The sequence below is a fragment of the Rhodococcus pyridinivorans genome (assembly GCF_900105195.1).
Classification (GTDB): domain Bacteria; phylum Actinomycetota; class Actinomycetes; order Mycobacteriales; family Mycobacteriaceae; genus Rhodococcus; species Rhodococcus pyridinivorans.
The window spans coordinates 2,214,956-2,232,092 of sequence record NZ_FNRX01000002.1; the positions used below are offsets into that span (position 1 = coordinate 2,214,956).

18 protein-coding genes are annotated in these 17,137 nt (G+C 69.7%); 9 read left to right on the plus strand and 9 right to left on the minus strand.

All coding sequences use genetic code 11. The features are described 5' to 3' along the window. Positions 1 to 27 precede the first annotated feature (27 nt). On the plus strand, positions 28 to 1,305 hold the full coding sequence (locus BLV31_RS10640) for a LuxR C-terminal-related transcriptional regulator (RefSeq protein ID WP_006550370.1): 1,278 nt from the start codon (positions 28 to 30) through the stop codon (positions 1,303 to 1,305). Positions 1,306 to 1,344: 39 nt separating this feature from the next. Here the strand turns inward: BLV31_RS10640 and BLV31_RS10645 are convergent, their stop codons facing one another. Then, positions 1,345 to 3,123, minus strand: coding sequence for a cutinase family protein (locus BLV31_RS10645; protein ID WP_064061571.1), 1,779 nt, complete (start codon positions 3,121 to 3,123; stop codon positions 1,345 to 1,347). Between the two features lie 333 nt (positions 3,124 to 3,456). On the opposite strand from BLV31_RS10645, the gene BLV31_RS10650 reads away from it, so the two are divergent. The 3 genes from BLV31_RS10650 (at position 3,457) to BLV31_RS10660 (ending at position 6,269) form a co-directional block, all read left to right on the plus strand. Next, positions 3,457 to 4,542 (plus strand): S-(hydroxymethyl)mycothiol dehydrogenase, encoded by a 1,086-nt coding sequence (locus tag BLV31_RS10650; RefSeq protein ID WP_006550372.1) that lies wholly within the window; start codon positions 3,457 to 3,459, stop codon positions 4,540 to 4,542. Continuing rightward, the gene (locus BLV31_RS10655; protein ID WP_006550373.1) at positions 4,539 to 5,174 is read left to right on the plus strand and encodes an MBL fold metallo-hydrolase; all 636 of its coding nucleotides are present in this window, start codon (positions 4,539 to 4,541) and stop codon (positions 5,172 to 5,174) included. Before BLV31_RS10650 ends, BLV31_RS10655 begins: the two co-directional genes overlap by 4 nt. A 72-nt stretch (positions 5,175 to 5,246) precedes the next feature. Further along, a complete protein-coding gene (locus BLV31_RS10660; protein ID WP_064061570.1) occupies positions 5,247 to 6,269 on the plus strand; it encodes a CobW family GTP-binding protein in 1,023 nt (340 codons plus the stop codon). Positions 6,270 to 6,344: 75 nt separating this feature from the next. Here BLV31_RS10660 and BLV31_RS10665 read toward each other — a convergent pair whose 3' ends face one another. The 4 genes from BLV31_RS10665 to BLV31_RS10680 all read right to left on the minus strand — a co-directional run bounded on the left by BLV31_RS10665 (position 6,345) and on the right by BLV31_RS10680 (position 10,632). Then, a complete protein-coding gene (locus BLV31_RS10665) occupies positions 6,345 to 7,802 on the minus strand; it encodes a DEAD/DEAH box helicase (protein WP_072740426.1) in 1,458 nt (485 codons plus the stop codon). 223 nt (positions 7,803 to 8,025) lie between these two features. Then, complete coding sequence (locus BLV31_RS10670; RefSeq protein ID WP_064062150.1) at positions 8,026 to 8,439, minus strand: molybdenum cofactor biosynthesis protein MoaE; 414 nt, start codon at positions 8,437 to 8,439, stop codon at positions 8,026 to 8,028. Then, a complete protein-coding gene (gene moaCB, locus BLV31_RS10675; protein WP_064062149.1) occupies positions 8,432 to 9,430 on the minus strand; it encodes a bifunctional molybdenum cofactor biosynthesis protein MoaC/MoaB in 999 nt (332 codons plus the stop codon). The genes BLV31_RS10670 and moaCB overlap by 8 nt, the downstream gene beginning before the upstream one ends. Further along, positions 9,427 to 10,632 carry a molybdopterin molybdotransferase MoeA gene (locus tag BLV31_RS10680; RefSeq protein ID WP_041803405.1) on the minus strand — a complete coding sequence of 402 codons (1,206 nt, stop codon included), beginning with the start codon at positions 10,630 to 10,632 and terminating at the stop codon, positions 9,427 to 9,429. The genes moaCB and BLV31_RS10680 overlap by 4 nt, the downstream gene beginning before the upstream one ends. Before the next feature lie 129 nt (positions 10,633 to 10,761). On the opposite strand from BLV31_RS10680, the gene moaA reads away from it, so the two are divergent. Further along, complete coding sequence (gene moaA, locus BLV31_RS10685; protein WP_006550378.1) at positions 10,762 to 11,820, plus strand: GTP 3',8-cyclase MoaA; 1,059 nt, start codon at positions 10,762 to 10,764, stop codon at positions 11,818 to 11,820. Further along, the gene (locus BLV31_RS10690) at positions 11,813 to 12,091 is read left to right on the plus strand and encodes a MoaD/ThiS family protein (RefSeq protein WP_006550379.1); all 279 of its coding nucleotides are present in this window, start codon (positions 11,813 to 11,815) and stop codon (positions 12,089 to 12,091) included. Before moaA ends, BLV31_RS10690 begins: the two co-directional genes overlap by 8 nt. Here BLV31_RS10690 and nadE read toward each other — a convergent pair. Continuing rightward, entirely contained in the window at positions 12,088 to 12,924 is an 837-nt protein-coding gene (gene nadE / locus BLV31_RS10695) for an NAD(+) synthase (RefSeq protein ID WP_006550380.1), read from the minus strand. The two genes, BLV31_RS10690 and nadE, sit on opposite strands and share 4 nt — an antisense overlap. Positions 12,925 to 13,001: 77 nt before the next feature. Here nadE and BLV31_RS10700 point away from each other — a divergent pair, with 77 nt between their 5' ends. Together BLV31_RS10700 and BLV31_RS10705 are read left to right on the plus strand one after the other, a co-directional pair. Next, complete coding sequence (locus BLV31_RS10700) at positions 13,002 to 13,802, plus strand: fructosamine kinase family protein (RefSeq protein ID WP_072740427.1); 801 nt, start codon at positions 13,002 to 13,004, stop codon at positions 13,800 to 13,802. Continuing rightward, a complete protein-coding gene (locus BLV31_RS10705) occupies positions 13,799 to 14,347 on the plus strand; it encodes a nucleosidase (protein ID WP_006550382.1) in 549 nt (182 codons plus the stop codon). Before BLV31_RS10700 ends, BLV31_RS10705 begins: the two co-directional genes overlap by 4 nt. A 21-nt stretch (positions 14,348 to 14,368) precedes the next feature. Here BLV31_RS10705 and BLV31_RS10710 read toward each other — a convergent pair whose 3' ends face one another. Genes BLV31_RS10710 through BLV31_RS10720 form a run of 3 tightly spaced genes read right to left on the minus strand, consistent with a single transcriptional unit; the run spans position 14,369 to position 16,253 of the window. Beyond that, complete coding sequence (locus BLV31_RS10710; RefSeq protein WP_228044571.1) at positions 14,369 to 14,788, minus strand: META domain-containing protein; 420 nt, start codon at positions 14,786 to 14,788, stop codon at positions 14,369 to 14,371. A 24-nt stretch (positions 14,789 to 14,812) separates the two neighbouring features. Further along, entirely contained in the window at positions 14,813 to 15,604 is a 792-nt protein-coding gene (locus tag BLV31_RS10715) for an META domain-containing protein (RefSeq protein WP_064061932.1), read from the minus strand. 4 nt (positions 15,605 to 15,608) lie between these two features. Then, a complete protein-coding gene (locus BLV31_RS10720) occupies positions 15,609 to 16,253 on the minus strand; it encodes a TetR/AcrR family transcriptional regulator (protein ID WP_024101427.1) in 645 nt (214 codons plus the stop codon). Positions 16,254 to 16,381: 128 nt separating this feature from the next. On the opposite strand from BLV31_RS10720, the gene BLV31_RS10725 reads away from it, so the two are divergent. Then, positions 16,382 to 16,939 carry an NAD(P)H-dependent oxidoreductase gene (locus tag BLV31_RS10725; RefSeq protein ID WP_019288426.1) on the plus strand — a complete coding sequence of 186 codons (558 nt, stop codon included), beginning with the start codon at positions 16,382 to 16,384 and terminating at the stop codon, positions 16,937 to 16,939. Positions 16,940 to 17,137 lie beyond the last annotated feature (198 nt).

Sequence of the window (17,137 nt, forward strand, 5' to 3'; positions counted from 1 at the left end):
GCCGGTGGACGCCGATATCGTGGGCATGTGAGTCCCGCTGCCCGTCGCCCTGAGGTCCTGATCGCCGAGCTGCGCGACGTCCTCACCGGTCCGCTCGCGGAGATCGCGCAGCGATTCTCCACCTATGTCGACGACCTCGCTCCGCACAGTGCCCTGGTGATCTTCACGAGGGAATGCACCGGCCGGCCGCGGAAGGTGGCCGGCGACCCGTCGATCGTCGACCGGGTGACCATCGCCGAGCTGGACCGGGTGCGGAACGACCTCGTCGCGGGGGAGATCCGCCGCGGCAGCTTCCGTCTCGCTGGTCGCGATCGTGAGGTGTGCGCGATCCTCGACAGCACCGACACGCTCCTGGTGTTCGTGCCTCGCGGGGCCCGGGCCACCTCCGCGGCCCTCGTTCTCGTGCGGGCGGCGTTCGGGGTGGTCGCGACCGGCATCCGGTTGCAGGTGCACACCGCCAGCCCGGCATATCTCGCGGAATCGCGGGCCGCCTCCGCGGAGCGGGCCCGCACCGTCGCCGAGCTCACCGAATCCCATGCCGTGACCCTCGAGACGATCCTCGCGACCCTGCGGTCGAAGGATCTCGACGACACCCGTGCCCGGACCACGGCGCGGGAGACGGCGACCGAGGCCCTGATCGGCCTGCGATCGGCGGTGGACCTGCACCGCGAACTCGCGGAGGAGGCACTGACCACCGCGTTCGCGCGACTCCACGGTGAACTGCGCGATCTGGTGCGGCACCGCCCGCTCGACCTGCAGATGGTCGCTCCGCCGGTGGGTGGACGGGGACTGCCCGGCGAGGTCGCGCACGCGGCCCGCGCGATCGCCCGGGGCGCCGTGCTGGCGATGTCCGGTCAGACCGACGTGACGCGGGTGCGCGTCGCGTGGACCTGCGACGACTCGACCCTGCTGGTGGACGTGCGTGACGACGGCAGCGGCGAGATCGACGTCGTCGAACTCGGGCGCCAGCTCCGCGACCGCGTCGAAACCCTCGGCGGTGGAATCGAATCCGAGTCGACCCCCGGCTGGGGCACACGGATCGCGGTGAGCTTCCCGCTCGACCTGCCGATCGCTGCGACGGACGGACCCGCTCTCGATGCGCTCGCCGCGCTCGCGCCCCGGGAGATCGAGGTCCTCGAACATCTCGTGGCCGGACGGCGCAACCGCGTCATCGCCGAACGTCTCGGCGTGAGCGAGTCGACGGTGAAGTTCCACGTGGCCGGCGTACTACGAAAACTCGGCGTCAGCACTCGCGGTGAGGCCGCGGCTCTCGGTGCAGAGGCCGGGGTCCGCGCCGCGGGCTGACGCCGAGTTCTCGGTCGGCGGGTGGCCCGTCGAGGACGGTCAGGCAGCCGGTGCCGGCGACGTGGTCGTCGGGGCGACGGTCGTCGTGGGCGTTCCGGAGGAGGTGGTCGACCCGGCGCCCGTGGTGGTCTCGCCCGTGGCCGGAGTCGTGGTCTCCGACGGGGTGGAGACCGGAGCCGTGGTGGTCATCGGGGTGGGCGTGGCTGTCGTCACGCCCGCTTCGGGTGCAGGCGGGGCCACCGGTGCAGCGGGGTCGCCTGCGGGAGCCGGGACAGCGTCGACGGGGGTGGGCACGCTGCTGTCGGCGACCGTCGCATCGTCGGTCACAGTCGAGGACGGCGAGGTCTCCGGCGTGGTGGACGCCTCGGCGGTCTCGGCCTTCGCCGTCTCCTCGGCGATCATCAGCACCGCGGCCTTGTCGACCTTGTTCGCATCGACCGCGTTGCCCTCCTTGGCCTGGCGGGCCAGGTGCTCGAGCCAGGCGGCGGCGTACTCGACGGTGGATGTGCCCTTGCCGTCGATGTCGTCGTCCCAGTAGTCGAAGTGGTGCCCGTAGTGGTCGTCGTTCTCACGGTCGTAGCCGAAGGTCTGGTCGTACGGGTCGGCAAGCACCACCGCGAGGGTGTTCTGGTTGCTCCGGATGAACCCGACGACCTCCTTGACGATCTTCTCCGGCAGGTACGCGAGGTTCGACAGACGCTCCGCGGGGATCGGCGCCTCGGCCCCGTCCTCACGGGTGGCGCCGGAGTCGGCGTCGGCAGCCACAGGCGTGGTGGGGCGGGCGGCGGGATCGTAGCTCGGGTCGGAGACCTTGATCAGCACCTCGAGGAAGGTCTCGTCCGACCGCATCCAGTCCGGATTCGCCGAGATGTCGGCGAGGGCGAGCAGCGCGACCCGGCCGACGACCTGGGCCAGGTCGGCACCGGTCGCGGGTGTCAGTCCCTCACGCTCGAGGGCGTCGCCGTTGACCTGACGACCCACGTTCGCGAGCAGTTCGATCAGCGCGATGTTCTCGGGTGCCGAGCACGTGAAGTCGCCCTCGGAGCAGAACGAGGCGACCTTGCCGGCGAGATGACCGAAACCACCGTTCGTGTCGGGGAGGACACCGCGTCCGGAAACGGCGTCGCTGCCCGGCTGGTAGGGGCGATCGAAGCCGTCGGGGTTCGTGCCGTTTTCCGCGCCGGGGAAGAAGCCTTCTCCGGCCTCGCGGCCCGCGTCGGAGAGGATGACCACGCCGCTGACGGCGTCGGGATCGATGATCTCCCAGGAACCGTCCTCGCTCTGCTCCTGCGCACCGATCTGCATCGCGGCGCGGCGCGCGACGTCCGCGCCCTCGCTGAACCCGACGATGGCGAACTGGGTGTCGGGGCAGGACCGCCGGATGGCCTTCATGACCTCGATGGTGTTCTCGGCGCCCTTGTTCACGGCGTTCTCGTAGCTGGCGAGGTCGGCCGGGTACTCGATGTAGATGGCCGCGTAGCCGTCGCCGGCCTCGTGGTTCTCGAGCGGTGCGCTGATGACCGGCTCGACCCAATGGCTACGGTAGGCGCCCTGCTGGGCGGCGGGAAGGCGGTTGCCGTTCTCGTCGACGAGCATCTTCGACTCGTCGCGAGGGATGTCACCGCGACCGCCGATACCCAGGCTGACCATGTCGTGACATTCGGTGGTCTTCGCCAGGCCGGCGAGGTACGGGTCGGCAACGGTGGGGGTGTCCTGTTGCGGAAGCACGATCGCGGCCGCTGCCACGACTCCGAGCGCGGTGGGGGCGAAGACGCCGGCGAGAATCCGCCGACGCGACAGCGACTTTCGAAGTGCCATGGGCCTCTACCAATCCGTTTCTGACCGAGGAATTGCCGGCCCGCCGAAGTGCGGCGGGTCGTAACGGATTTCGTGAAGGTCGCTCGCAGCGTTACATCGACACGGGTTTACCGAGGTGGCGACGGAGAAATGCAGGCGCGAACACCAAGCCGCGAAATCCAAGGGAAATGCGTCAATCGGACAATTCGAGTTCGCCGCTCAGCGACTGGCCGTTCGGCTGGGTCGGGCCCGCCGAACGATCAGGAGCAGAGCGCCGCGGGAGTGGCTAGGGTCGGAATCACCGGAAGTCGGAAACACCGGATACTGCCGGTCGCATCACGAAACGGAGACAGCATGTCGCAAACAGTCCGCGGAGTCGTCGCTCGCTCGAAGGGAGCGCCTGTCGAGGTCGTGCCCATCGTGATCCCCGATCCCGGCCCCGGTGAGGTCGTCGTCGCGATCGCCGCGTGCGGCGTGTGCCACACGGATCTGCACTACCGCGAGGGCGGCATCAACGACGAGTTCCCGTTCCTGCTCGGCCACGAGGCCGCCGGTGTCGTCGAATCCGTCGGTGAGGGCGTCGACTCGGTCGCCGTGGGCGACTTCGTCGTCCTGAACTGGCGCGCGGTGTGCGGCCAGTGTCGCGCCTGCAAGCGCGGTCAGCCGCAGTACTGCTTCGACACCTTCAACGCCACCCAGAAGATGACACTCGAGGACGGCACCGAACTCACTCCGGCGCTGGGCATCGGCGCGTTCGCCGACAAGACCCTCGTCCACGCCGGTCAGTGCACCAAGGTCGACCCGAGCGCCGATCCGGCCGTCGTCGGCCTGCTCGGCTGCGGTGTCATGGCCGGTCTCGGTGCCGCCGTCAACACGGGCGGAGTCACCCGCGGCCAGTCCGTCGCCGTCATCGGCTGCGGCGGTGTCGGCGACGCCGCGATCATGGGTGCGCGCCTGGCAGGTGCCGTCACGATCATCGCCGTCGACCGCGACGACAAGAAGCTCGAGTGGGCCACCGACCTCGGTGCCACCCACACCGTCAACTCCAGCGGGGTCGACGCGGTCGAGGCGATCAAGGAGCTGACGGGCGGTTTCGGTGCGGACGTCGTCATCGACGCGGTGGGCAGGCCGGAGACCTACAAGCAGGCCTTCTACGCCCGCGACCTCGCCGGCACCGTCGTCCTCGTCGGTGTACCCACCCCGGATATGACCCTCGAGATGCCGCTGATCGACTTCTTCTCGCACGGCGGCTCGCTCAAGAGCTCGTGGTACGGCGACTGCTTGCCCGAGCGCGACTTCCCGACCTACGTCGACCTGTACCAGCAGGGACGCCTGCCGCTCGAGAAGTTCGTCACCGAGCGCATCGGCATCGACGACGTCGAGAAGGCGTTCGAGACGATGCACCGCGGTGAGGTCCTCCGTTCGGTGGTGGTCCTGTGAGCACCTCGCCGATCCGCGTCGACCGGGTCGTCACGTCGGGCACCTTCGCGCTCGACGGCGGCGAATGGGAGGTCGACAACAACATCTGGCTCGTCGGCGACGACTCCGAGGTCGTGGTGATCGACGCCGCGCACACCGCGCAGCCGATCATCGACGCCGTCGGTGGACGGAAGGTCGTGGCGATCGTGTGCACGCACGCACACAACGACCACATCACCGTGGCGCCGGAGCTGTCCGAGAAGCTCGACGCGCCGATCCTGCTCAACCCGGCCGACGACGTGCTGTGGGAGATGACCCACCCGGGTGTCGCGCACGGCACGCTCGAGGACGGGGAGCGGATCCGGGTGGCCGGAACCGACATCCAGGCGATCGCCACGCCGGGTCACTCGCCGGGTTCGACCTGCCTGTACCTGCCGGAAGCGGGTGAGCTGTTCACCGGCGACACCCTGTTCTCCGGCGGACCGGGCGCGACGGGCCGCTCGTTCTCGGACTTCCCGACCATTATCGGGTCGATCCGCGACAAGCTGTTCGTCCTGCCCGCGGAGACGAAGGTGCACACCGGTCATGGCGACGGCACCACGATCGGCACCGAGTCGCCGCACCTCGAGGAGTGGATCAAGCGCGGCAGCTGATGCTGCCGGTGCGCGGTTCCGGCGGCGGTTGCCGTCGGAACCGCGTACGAGCGCACGGCTAGTCTCACCACCATGGCGAAGAAGCAGATCCCGGTGATCGTGGTGGCCGGATTTCTCGGCGCGGGGAAGACGACGCTGCTCAACCACCTGCTGCGCAACACCCGCGGTGCGCGGATCGGTGTGATCGTCAACGATTTCGGTTCCGTCAACATCGATTCGATGATGGTGGCGGGGCAGGTCGACTCGATGGTCTCGCTGAGCAACGGATGTCTGTGCTGCGCAGTCGATGTCAGTGACATGGACGCGATGCTCGACAAGCTCGCCCACCGCTCGTCCGATCTCGACGTGATCGTCGTCGAGGCGAGTGGACTCGCCGAGCCCCGCAACATGATCCGGCTCGTCGCCGGTTCGGAGAACGAATACGTCTCCTACGGTGGCCTCGTGCTGGTCGTCGACGCGGTGGAGTTCGACGCGACCGCCGAGCAGCATCCCGAGGTCGAACAGCACGTGGCGCTCGCCGATCTGGTGCTGATCAACAAGACCGACCGGATCGACGGTGAGGCCCACGACGATCTGCTGACGCGCCTGTGCCGGCTCAACTCCCGCGCCGCGGTCGTCTCGACCGATCACGGTCGCCTCGACCCGGCGTTGCTGTTCGACATCCCGGAGCGGCCGGGTCCGCAGCCGGGGGAGCAGCTCACCCTCGACCGGTTGCTCTACGAGCAGGACAACCACGAGCACACCCATCTGCACGACGGCTACGACGCGATCACCTTCGAGTCAGCAGATGCACTGCACCCCCGCGTGCTGGTCGATCTCCTCGAGAACCAGCCCGCAGGGGTGTTCCGTATCAAGGGATACGTGCGAGTCGCTGCCGGACTGGACACCGGCACCTATCTGTTGCACACCGTCGGCGACCACATCAGGTTCGAACCGGCGGGTCGCGGCGACGACGTGCCCGACGGGACGCAGCTCGTCGTCATCGGGGCCGATCTCGACTCCGACGACGTACGCGAGCGACTACGCCGCTGCGTGCCGACCGAACCGGTGTCCGCGGACGCGATGTACGCGATACACCGATTCACGCCCCGCTGAGGCGGAAGGCCGATTCATCCCGCTGAGGCGGAAGGCCGACTCACCCCCGCTGACGCGGGAGGCAGGCCCTTCGGCTCAGCGAGCGGCGGAGGTACGGCGCTGGGGACGACGACGGCCACCGGTGGCAGCTGCGGCGCCCTGACCGGCCGAACGCTGACCGCCGGCCGCGCGCTGCCCACCCGAGGAGCGCTGCCCACCCGAGGAGCGCTGCCCACCCGAGGAGCGCTGACCACCGGCGGAACGCTGTCCGCTCGACGAGGAACGCTGACCCGAACCGGAGCCCTGGCGGGGAGCCGACGAACGGCGGCTGCCGCCGTTGCGCTGCGGACGCGACGGCGCGGAAGCCTGCTTCGGTGCCGGCGCGACGTACGGCGCGATCTCGCCGACGAGCTTCAGCACGTGCTCGGAATCCGCCGTCACCTTGATGGGGGTGACGTCGATGGCGGCCTTGCGCATGATGGCCGCGAGATCCCTGCGCTGGTCGGGTAGGACGACGGTGACGACGTCGCCGGTGCTGCCGGCGCGGGCCGTGCGACCGGAGCGGTGCAGGTACGCCTTGTGCTCGGCCGGGGGATCGACGTGCACGACGAGTTCGACGTCGTCGACGTGGACACCACGTGCGGCGACGTCCGTCGCCACGAGCACCCGCGCCTCACCCGACGAGAACGCGGCGAGATTGCGGTCGCGGGCGTTCTGGGAGAGGTTGCCGTGCAGGTCCACCGCTGGGATGCCGGAGTCGGTGAGTTGCTTGGCGAGCTTGCGGGCCTGATGCTTGGTGCGCATGAACAGGATTCGGCGACCGGTTCCCGATGCGAGGGTGCGGACGAGGTCCTTCTTCGTATCCATGCCCGCGACGTCGAAGACGTGGTGGGTCATCGCGGCGACGGGGGAGGTGGCCTCGTCGACCGAGTGCATGACCGGGTTCTTCAGGAACCGCTTGACGAGCTTGTCGACGCCGTTGTCCAGGGTGGCCGAGAACAGCAGGCGCTGACCGTCTTTCGGTGTCGCCGTCAGGATGCGGGTGACGCCGGGCAGGAAGCCGAGGTCTGCCATGTGATCGGCCTCGTCGAGCACTGTGACCTCGATGTCGTCGAGCGCCACGAACTTCTGGCGCATGAGGTCCTCGAGGCGGCCCGGGCAGGCGATGACGATGTCGACGCCGCGACGGAGGGCCTCGACCTGGCGCTTCTGCGACACGCCGCCGAAGATCGTGGTGACCTTCAGACCCGACGAATGCGCGAGCGGTTCGATGGCCGCGGCGATCTGGGTCGCCAGTTCGCGGGTGGGAGCCAGGATCAGGCCACGCGGACGGCCTGCCGCCCGGGTGCTCCTGCCGGCGAGGCGAGCGGCGAGCGGGATCGAGAAGGCCAGGGTCTTACCGCTACCCGTGCGTCCGCGTCCGAGCACGTCACGACCGGCGAGGGTGTCGGGGAGGGTGTCCACCTGGATGGGGAAGGGGCTGGTGATCCCGGCGTCGTTCAGCGTGGCGACGAGCGGGCGGGGCACCCCGAGATCGGAGAAAGATGTGGTCATGGAACAGCGCTGCCTTTCGATGCGGCGTGTGTGCACTCGACGGACCGTGTGCCCGTGGTGCTGTGCGATCGCCGCAAGGAAGGCCGGTGCATCTGTGCGTACTGCATCTGTGCATGCGAGCCGGGCACGATCCCGGGCCGCCGGTATCCCACGACGGTGGGCGTCGTCGTGACGCCCGAACCATGTCACCCTACCGCACAGGGTGCGTCAGTCCCTGATGTGACTACAGACCCACCCACTCCGAGGCACCCTCGGTGAAGTGCTGACGCTTCCAGATCGGCACTTCGGCCTTGATGCGTTCGACCAGTTCGGCGCAGGTGGCGAAGGCTTCTGCGCGGTGTGGGGCGGCGACCGCCGCGACCAGCGCGAGATCGCCGATGGTGAGATCGCCCACTCGGTGCACCGCCGCGACCGGAAGCCCGGACTTCGCCGCGACGTCCTCGCAGCACCGCCGCAGGAACGTTTCGGCATCCGGATGTGCCTGGTACTGCAGCGCGGTCACCGACTGTCCACCGTCGTGATTGCGGACGACACCGGTGAAGAGCACCACCGCACCGTGTTCGGCGCCTGCCACCGCGGCGTCCACCGCTGCGGGATCGAGCGGTTCCGAGGAGAGCCGGGCCAGTAGTTCACTCATGAGCGCCGCCTCCTGCGACTTGTGCCAACAGATGGTCGAGGATCGGGTCGAGGGCGGCGAGACCGTCCTTCACCCCGCCGGGCGAGCCGGGCAGGTTCACGACGACCGTGTGGCCGACGAGACCGGCGACGCCGCGCGAGAGCACAGCGTGCGGGGTGGCCTCGAGTCCGCGCTGCCGGATCGACTCCGCGATGCCGGGCAGTTCACGATCGAGCAGGGCGAGAGTCGCTTCGGGGGTCGCGTCTGTCGGCGACGCCCCGGTTCCGCCGGTCGTCACGACCAGGGCAGGGCCCGGACGGACCGCGTCGGCGAGACCGGCTGCGATGTCGGCGTCCGCGTGGACGAGGGGACCGCGGACCGCGAATCCCTTGTCCTCGAGCCACGACCGGATGAGCGGTCCGGTGCGGTCCTCGCGGGTGCCCGCGGCGACACCGGTCGACGCGACGACCACGGCGGCGGAGCGTCCGGTCTTCTCCATGGGCTGTTCGCCGGCCCCGGGGGTCCCGTCCCGGCCGGGTGTGTCGTCACGGGTCCAGTGGCCGCGCTTGCCGCCCTCCTTGGAGATCAGCCGCACGCCGTCGAGAACGGCGGCCGGATCCACGGCCTTGACCATGTCGTGCAGGGTCAGGCCGGCGACGGCGACCGCGGTGAGCGCCTCCATCTCGACTCCGGTCGGGCCCTTGGTCTTCGCGGTGGCCTCGATCGTGATCGAGGTGTCGGTGAAGTCGAACATCACCTTCACCGACGACAGCGCCAGCTGGTGGCACAGGGGGATGAGCTCCCAGGTGCGTTTCGCCGCCGCGATGCCGGCGATGCGGGCCGTGGCCAGGACGTCGGCCTTGGGCATGTCGTCGGCGCGGACGAGCGCGACCACCTCGGGAGTGGTGACGAGTTCGCCTGCCGCCACGGCGATCCGTGTGGTGTCGGTCTTCGAGGAGACGTCCACCATGCGGGCGCGTCCCTGGTCGTCCAGGTGGCTGAGGTCGGTCACAGGATCCGTACTTTCACGAGGTCTCCGGCTTCGAGGGAGGTGGTGTCGGCGGGGATGTCGAGGAGCACGTCGGCGGCGGCGAGTCCGGCGACGAGATGCGACCCGTGCCCGCGGAAGGGGGTCACCCCCTTCTCGTCGAGTCGCCCGCGCAGGAACTGCCGGCGTCCCGGGATCGACGTGAGATCCTCGGTGAGCGGCAAGCTCTCGCACACGACGGGCGGATAGCCGGCGGCGGCCCGCAGTGCGGGTCGCGCGAACACCTCGAACGAGACGAGCGCGCTGACAGGATTGCCGGGGAAGGTCAGGATCGGCACGCCGTCGACCACGGCGGTGCCCTGAGGGCCGCCCGGCTGCATCGCCACCGAGACGAACTGCCCGCCCCGCGGCGCGAGCGTGTCCTTCACGACCTCGAAGTCGCCCTTCGACACTCCGCCGGAGGTGAACACGACGTCGGCGACGCCCACGGCATGTTCGAGCATCGTCACGAACTCCTCCGGATCGTCGTGGCAGTGGTCGATGGTCACGACGTCGGCACCGTTGGCCGACGCGCTCGCGGCCAGCGCCGGTCCGTTCGAGTTGAAGATCTGGCCCGGCCCGAGTTCGCTCCCGGCCGTGACGAGTTCGCTGCCGGTCGAGATGATCGCGACCCGCGGCCGTGCACGGACGGGGATCGAGGTGAGGCCGACGGCGGCGAGCGCGGCGATGTGTCGGGCGGCGAGGACCGTGCCCGCGGGAAGCAGCAGATCGCCCTTGCGGACGTCGGTTCCCGCCTCACGCACATAGGTTCCGGGCGTAACGCTGCGCTCGACGGTCACGCTGCCGGCGCCGTCCGAGTCGGGGGTGGTCGCACGGGTGTCCTCGACCGGGACGACGGCGTCGGCGCCGTCCGGGACGGGAGCGCCCGTCATGATCTTCAGCGCGTGCCCCGGTTCGAGTGCCGCGACGGTGTCGCCCGCGGCCAGCACGCCCTGGACGGGCAGGTCGGCGGGGGTCGACGCGAGATCGCCGGCGCGGACGGCGTAGCCGTCCATCTGGGAGTTGCGGAAGGGTGGCAGGTCCAGCGGCGACTCGACGTCCTCCGTGAGGGTGCGGTGCAGCGCGTGCGCGAGCGGCACACGCAATGGGCTCTTCTTCCGCAACGGGTCGAGCAACGCCGCCACGTGCTGTTCGTGTTCCTCCACGGACCGCCTGCCGCTCGTCATGCCGCCATCCTAGGCACACGAGGGCCGTGCCCCGCCGCCCACGACGCGCCGCGTGTGCCCCGTCTGTCCGGATGCGATGTCACGATCGGCGGTTGTGGGCATACTGGGCTGTATGAAAGCGATGGTCGTATGACAGCGGTGGACATGGGCATCCCGGTCGTGCGCGATCGCGCAGACGACGCGTCCGATCGGCCCGACGTGCCCGAGCTTCTCGATCGCTTCGGTCGCATCGCCCGCGACCTGCGCGTGTCCCTCACCGAGAAGTGCTCGTTGCGCTGCACCTACTGCATGCCGGCCGAGGGCCTTCCCGAGATTCCGCGCGACCAGCTGCTCGCGAGCGCCGAGATCGTGCGTCTGGTGGGCATCGCGACCGGTCGACTCGGTGTCCACGAGGTGCGCTTCACCGGTGGGGAACCGCTCATGCGCCGCGATCTCGAGGAGATCGTCGCCGGATGCGCGCAGCAGACGCCGGGGCTGCCGATCGCGCTGACCACCAATGCGGTCGGTCTCCGGCACCGTGCGCGGGCGCTGGCGGACGCCGGACTGACCCGCGTGAACATCTCCCTCGACACCATCGACCGCGAGCACTTCGCGCGGCTCACGCGCCGCGATCGGCTCGATTCGGTGCTCGACGGTATCCGCGCCGCGGTGGCCGCCGGACTGGGTCGGGTCAAGGTCAACGCTGTCCTGATGCCGGAAACCCTCGAAGGTGCGGCCGATCTGCTCGCGTGGTGCCTGGACGAGGGCGTGGAACTGCGGTTCATCGAGCAGATGCCTCTCGACGCCGATCAGAACTGGGCGCGCTCGCAGATGGTGCCGGCCCAGCAATTGCTCGACGTGCTCGGGCAGCGGTTCACGCTCACGGAGACCGAACGCGAGGACCCGTCCGCGCCGGCCGAACGCTGGCTCGTCGACGGCGGACCGGCGACCGTCGGGATCATCGCGTCGGTTACGCGGTCGTTCTGCAGCGACTGCGACCGCACGCGGTTGACGGCCGAGGGAACGGTCCGGTCCTGCCTGTTCAGCGACCGGGAGACCGACCTGCGCGCCGCTCTGCGGGGCGGCGCCACCGACGACGAACTCGCCGCGCTGTGGCGCGGGGCGATGTGGAACAAGTCGGCCGGACACGGCATGGACGCGGCGGACTTCGCGCCGCCGCAGCGGAGCATGGGAGCTATCGGTGGCTGAGGTGACGACGGGGATCGAGGTGCGGTACTTCGCGGCCGCAGCAGATGCGGCCGGACGCGAGAAGGACACGATCGACCTGCCGGAAGGCGCCGATCTCGGCACGCTGCGTGCCGTCCTCGTCGATCGTTACGGCGCCGATATGGAGCGGGTCCTGTCGGTGGCGGCCTTCCTGCTCGAACCCGGCGACGGCGGCACGGGCGAACTCACCCGGGACCTCGGCCGGCCGGCCGGGTCCCGAGTGGACGTCCTGCCGCCCTTCGCGGGTGGTTAATCCTCACGCCACCAGGTGTCGAAGGGCCCCACGGGCATCACGCGCTTGTGCCGCGTGTCGAGGAACTTGGCCTCGAGGCGCTTGGCGAGGTCGTCGGTGACGTCCTTGCCCTCGAGATAGTCGTCGATCTCGCTGTAGGCCATGCCGAGCGCTTCCTCGTCAGGCAGCGCGGGACGGTCGTCCTCGAGATCGGCGGTGGGGATCTTGATCCAGGTGCTCTCGGGTGCTTCGAGTTCGCGCAGCAGCGCCGCACCCTGCCGCTTCGTCAGACCGGCCAGGGGAGTGATGTCGACGCCGCCGTCGCCGTACTTGGTGTAGAAACCGGTCACCGCTTCGGCGGCGTGGTCGGTGCCGACCACGAGGTAGCCGAGTTCTCCGGCGATCGCGTACTGGATCATCATGCGTTCGCGGGCCTTGATGTTGCCGCGCACGAAGTCGCGCAGACGCGTCTCGGTGCCGTACAGCGCGCGAGCCGCTTCCGAAGCCGTCGCGTCGGCGCCGGGCTTCACATCCACACCGAGAGTGCGGTCGGCTCCGATGAACTCCAATGCGACGAGGGCGTCGTGCTCGTCGGCCTGCTTGCCGTAGGGCAGGCGGACCGCGACGAACTCCGCCGTGTGGCCCTCGGCGCGGAGCTTCTCCGCGGCGAGCTGGGCGAGCTTGCCGGCGAGGGTGCTGTCTTGCCCGCCGCTGATGCCGAGCACGAATCCCTTCGCGGGAGTGCTGCGCAGGTAGTCGGCGAGAAACTGCACCCGCGCGTCGATCTCGGCGCGCGGGTCGATGGAGGGTTTCACCCCGAGTTCTTCGATGATCCGATCGCGAAGGTTCGTCATCTTCACGACCCTAGCGTTCCTGTGTTACTGCTGCGATACAACGGAGAAGAGGGTGGGCGAAGAGGGCGGGACGAAGTGTGCGGTCGGGCAGACTCTTCGGGGTGAGCACCGGAGACGTCTTCCGCAAACACGACCCGCACACCCATCCTGATTTCTTCCGGGCCGAGGCGGCCGGTCTGGCCTGGCTCGCCGAGGCCGGTATGCCGGTGGTGGCGGTGCGGTCGGTGAGCGAGCACCACATCGAACTCGAGCGGATCGCCGAGGCATCCCCGTCCGCCGAGGCCGCACGGGAGTTCGGTGCGGCACTCGCCCGGATGCACGACGTGGGCGCCGCCGGTTTCGGTGCGGCACCCGACGATTACGACGGGCAGCTGTTCATCGGCCGCCGCCCCATGAGCCGCACCGTGCACGACACCTGGGGATCGTTCTACGTCGCAGAGCGGGTGCTGCCCTTCCTGCGCATCGCGGTCGAGGCGGGCAGCGTCACCGGCCGTCAGTGCCACGAGATCGAGGCCGCCTGCGATCTCGTCGCCGCCGGAGCCTTCGACGACGAGGATCCGCCCTCGCGCCTGCACGGAGACCTGTGGAACGGCAACGTGCTGTGGTCGCCGCGCGGCGTCGTCCTGATCGATCCGGCCGCGCACGGCGGCCACCGCGAGACGGATCTGGCGATGCTCGCGCTCTTCGGTTGCCCGCACCTGGGCCGGGTCGTCGACGGCTACGAGGCGGCGCATCCGCTACGCGTCGGGTGGGAGCAGCGGGTGCCCGTGCACCAGCTGCATCCACTGGCGGTGCACGCCGCGGGATACGGTGCCGGGTACGGGCGGGAGCTGCACCGGGCGGCACTCGCGACCCTCGAACTCGGAGGCAGTACGTGAACGGGATTCTCGTCGTATCCGCGACCCGCGCCGAGGCGGCGCACGTCCCGGAACGCTACGAGACGGTGATCACCGGGATCGGGAAGGTCGACGCAGCGGTGGCCGTCACCGCGGCGCTCGCGGGGTATCCGGCCGACGCGCGGCCGCTCGTCGTGAACATCGGCACCGCCGGCGCATTGCACACCCACCACTCGGGACTGTTCCTGCCGTCCGCCGCGATCAACCACGACATCAGCAGCGAGATCCTGAAGAGCCTCGGTCATCCCGTGCAGGACGTCGTGCAGATCGACGACGGTGACGGCAGCGTGCTCGCCACCGGTGATTCGTTCGTCTCGGACGCCCAGATCCGCGACGCGCTGTCCGCGCGCGCCGATCTCGTCGACATGGAGGGCTTCGCGGTTGCCTATGCCGCCCGCCGCATGGGCGCGCGGTGCCGGCTCGTCAAGCACGTGAGCGACCGGGCCGACGATTCGGCGCTCGACTGGCCGAAGCAGGTCGACCGCAGCGCGCAGGAACTCGCCCGCTGGCTCGTCGAGCGTTACTGAACGATTCCATGACGAACGATCTCAGCGCCCGTCCGTACGTTCGGTGAGGGTGACGGTCACCGCGCCGGTGGTCAGGGTGAGCACCTCCCCGTCGAGAGCCCACCGGGGTGTGCCCGCGAACAGCGTCCGTACCCAGTCGTCGGCGCCGTCGCGCGGGGGAGGACACGCCATCCTCGTGGACGCGAGCGTCCCGGCGCGAATCCTGCCCCCGGACAGGTCGGCGGTGCCGGTGAACCGGTTGCACCCGGCGGACGCCGCGACCCGCTCCCGGGCGGGGAACGACAACTGGAGCGGGCCGCCGCCGGGGATCGACTGCCCCTCGACCTCGGTCGAGACATAACGGCGGCCGATCGGGTCGGACGGCGACGATCCGAACACTCCGCACCCGGACAGCAGCGCACCCAGTGCGAGGACGACGACCACGCGGACTGCTCCCGGCATGGGTCTCACGGTACCGAGGAGGAATCAGCGGGCCGTGAACTCCAGTCCGTCGGTGCCGTTCGCCGCGGTGAGGGTCATCGACGAGCCCTGGACGATGTAGGTGGTCTCACCTGCGAGCACGTTCAGGACGTGCGTCTCGATGTCGGCGAGCTCGGGATCGGCGCAGGCCGCGCGGGTCATGGTGAGCGGTTCGAACAGGATGACATTGTCGCCGACCTCGGCGCTGCCGCCGAACTCGTTGCACCCCGTGTTCCCGGTGAGGGTGCCGTCGTCGGACAGGGTGAGTGTCGGCGCGGCGTTCTCCAGCGCGACCGACCTGACGACGGCGTCGGCGGTGCGCAGCGAGGTCACCACCCACTCGGTCCCGGTGATCGGCAGGTCGGGGTCGACCACCTTCTCGTCCTGGAGCGAGACCGTGATGTCGTCGCCGGTGAGCGTGAAGGTGTTCCCGTCGAGCGACCAGCGCGGCTCGGCGTCGAACAGCGTGGTGAGCCAGGCATCGGCTCCCTCGCGTTCCGGCAGGCAGGCCATCATCGTGCTCGCCAGGTCCGGCGCCTTCACTCTGCCCTCGGAGAGGTCGACGCCGCCGACGAAGCGGTTGCAGCCGGCAGTCGCCGAGATGCGTCCGTCCTCCGGGAACTCGACGACCATGGGTCCGGCGCCCGGAATCTGCGTGCCGCTCACGCTCGTCGAGACGAAGGTGCGGCCGGTGAGGTCCTCCGCGGAGTTGCCGTCGGCCGAATCCGAATCGGTGCTGCACGCGGCGGCCACCGCTGCCAGGGAGACCAGTGCGAGCACCCGGAATGTGCGAATCATGCCGTTACGGTACGGCGCTCGACCCAGATTTGCGGCTACCTCGACCGGTCACGACACGGTGTGCGAGTTCGGCCCAGTTGTCGGCGAGTCGGCGGAGCGGATGTCCCAGCTCGCGCCACTGGTGGAGCACGAGGGTGGCCTCGAGCGACGCGACCAGCGAGGTCGCCAGCAATCGGGTGTCGCCGGTGACTCCGGCGGCACGCAGCAGTGCGTCGACGTGGGCGAGCGAGACCAGGTGGGCGGGAGCGGTGTAGTGGGAGTCGGTGGCGGATTCGGCCGCGCGGAGCAGTTCGCCCTGCACCTCGACGAGTTCGATGCGTGCACGACCGAAGGCGATGAGCCGGTCCAGGGCCTCGGCGTCGGGGCCGAGCGGTGGCGGGCCGAACAGGAAGCCCTGCTGGAACTCGCGCTCGCTGTGGTCGAGCAGTGCCCGGACGAGCCCGGCGCGGGAGCCGAACCTGCGGAAGACGGTGCCCTTGCCGACCCCGGCCCGCGCCGCGACGGCGTCCATCGTCACGGCATCGACGCCGCGCTCGGCGACGAGCAGGGCGGCGGCGTCGAGCAGACGGGAACGATTGCGCGCTGCGTCGCCCCGTTCGGAGAGTCGTTCGTCCGCCAGGGGGAGAGCCCGGCTGTTCGCCGCAGACAGCGCCCGACCGTCCGCGTGCGGGAGGGGGCGAGTGTTCACAAGGTCACACTCTAGCGGGGCAGGGAATAAAGCGGACCACGGTCCGTTTAAAATTGCGTAGTCAACCACTTCGACCCGAGGATGTTCCCATGACCCGAGTTCTCGCCCTCGTCGGCAGCCTGCGTGACGGCTCCGTCTCCCGCCAGCTCGCCGAGACCGCCGCGGCGGTTGCTGCCGAGAACGTCGAGGTGACCCTCTACGAGGGCCTCGCCGACGTTCCCTTCTACAACGAGGATCTCGACGGCGAGGCTGCCCCCGCTGCTGCCGTGGCTCTGCGCGACGCCGCTGCCGAGGTCGATGCCGTGCTGATCGTCACGCCCGAGTACAACGGCACCGTCTCCGCGGTGCTCAAGAACGCCGTCGACTGGCTGTCGCGCCCCTACGGTGCCGGCGCGCTGAGCGGCAAGCCCGTCGCCATCGTCAGCCAGTCGCCCAGCCAGAACGCTGCGAAGTGGGCGCTCGAGGACGCGGTCAAGGTCGTCGGAATCGCCGGCGGCAAGGTCGTCGACGGCGGCTCGCTGTCGGTCGGCGAAACCTTCGGCAAGTTCGGCGGCGAGCACGCCAAGGAGCACGCCGAGACCGCGCAGCAGGTCGCAACGGTCGTCGCCGCACTGGCCGACGCCACCAAGGTGCTCGCCGACGCCTGATCGAGACGTCCGTCGTCCCTGCCGGTACCGCCGGCACCGAGAGCGGCCGGCGGACCGACCGACACCCCCGGTGCCGGAGACCCGCGAGGTCTCCGGCACCGCGTATCCGCAGGGTCCGGCCGAGCCGCGGACGCTCCCCTCGTCGCTCGTCGCATCTCGACGGTTCGATGACGCCTGCAGCGGGAATGCCCCGAACAC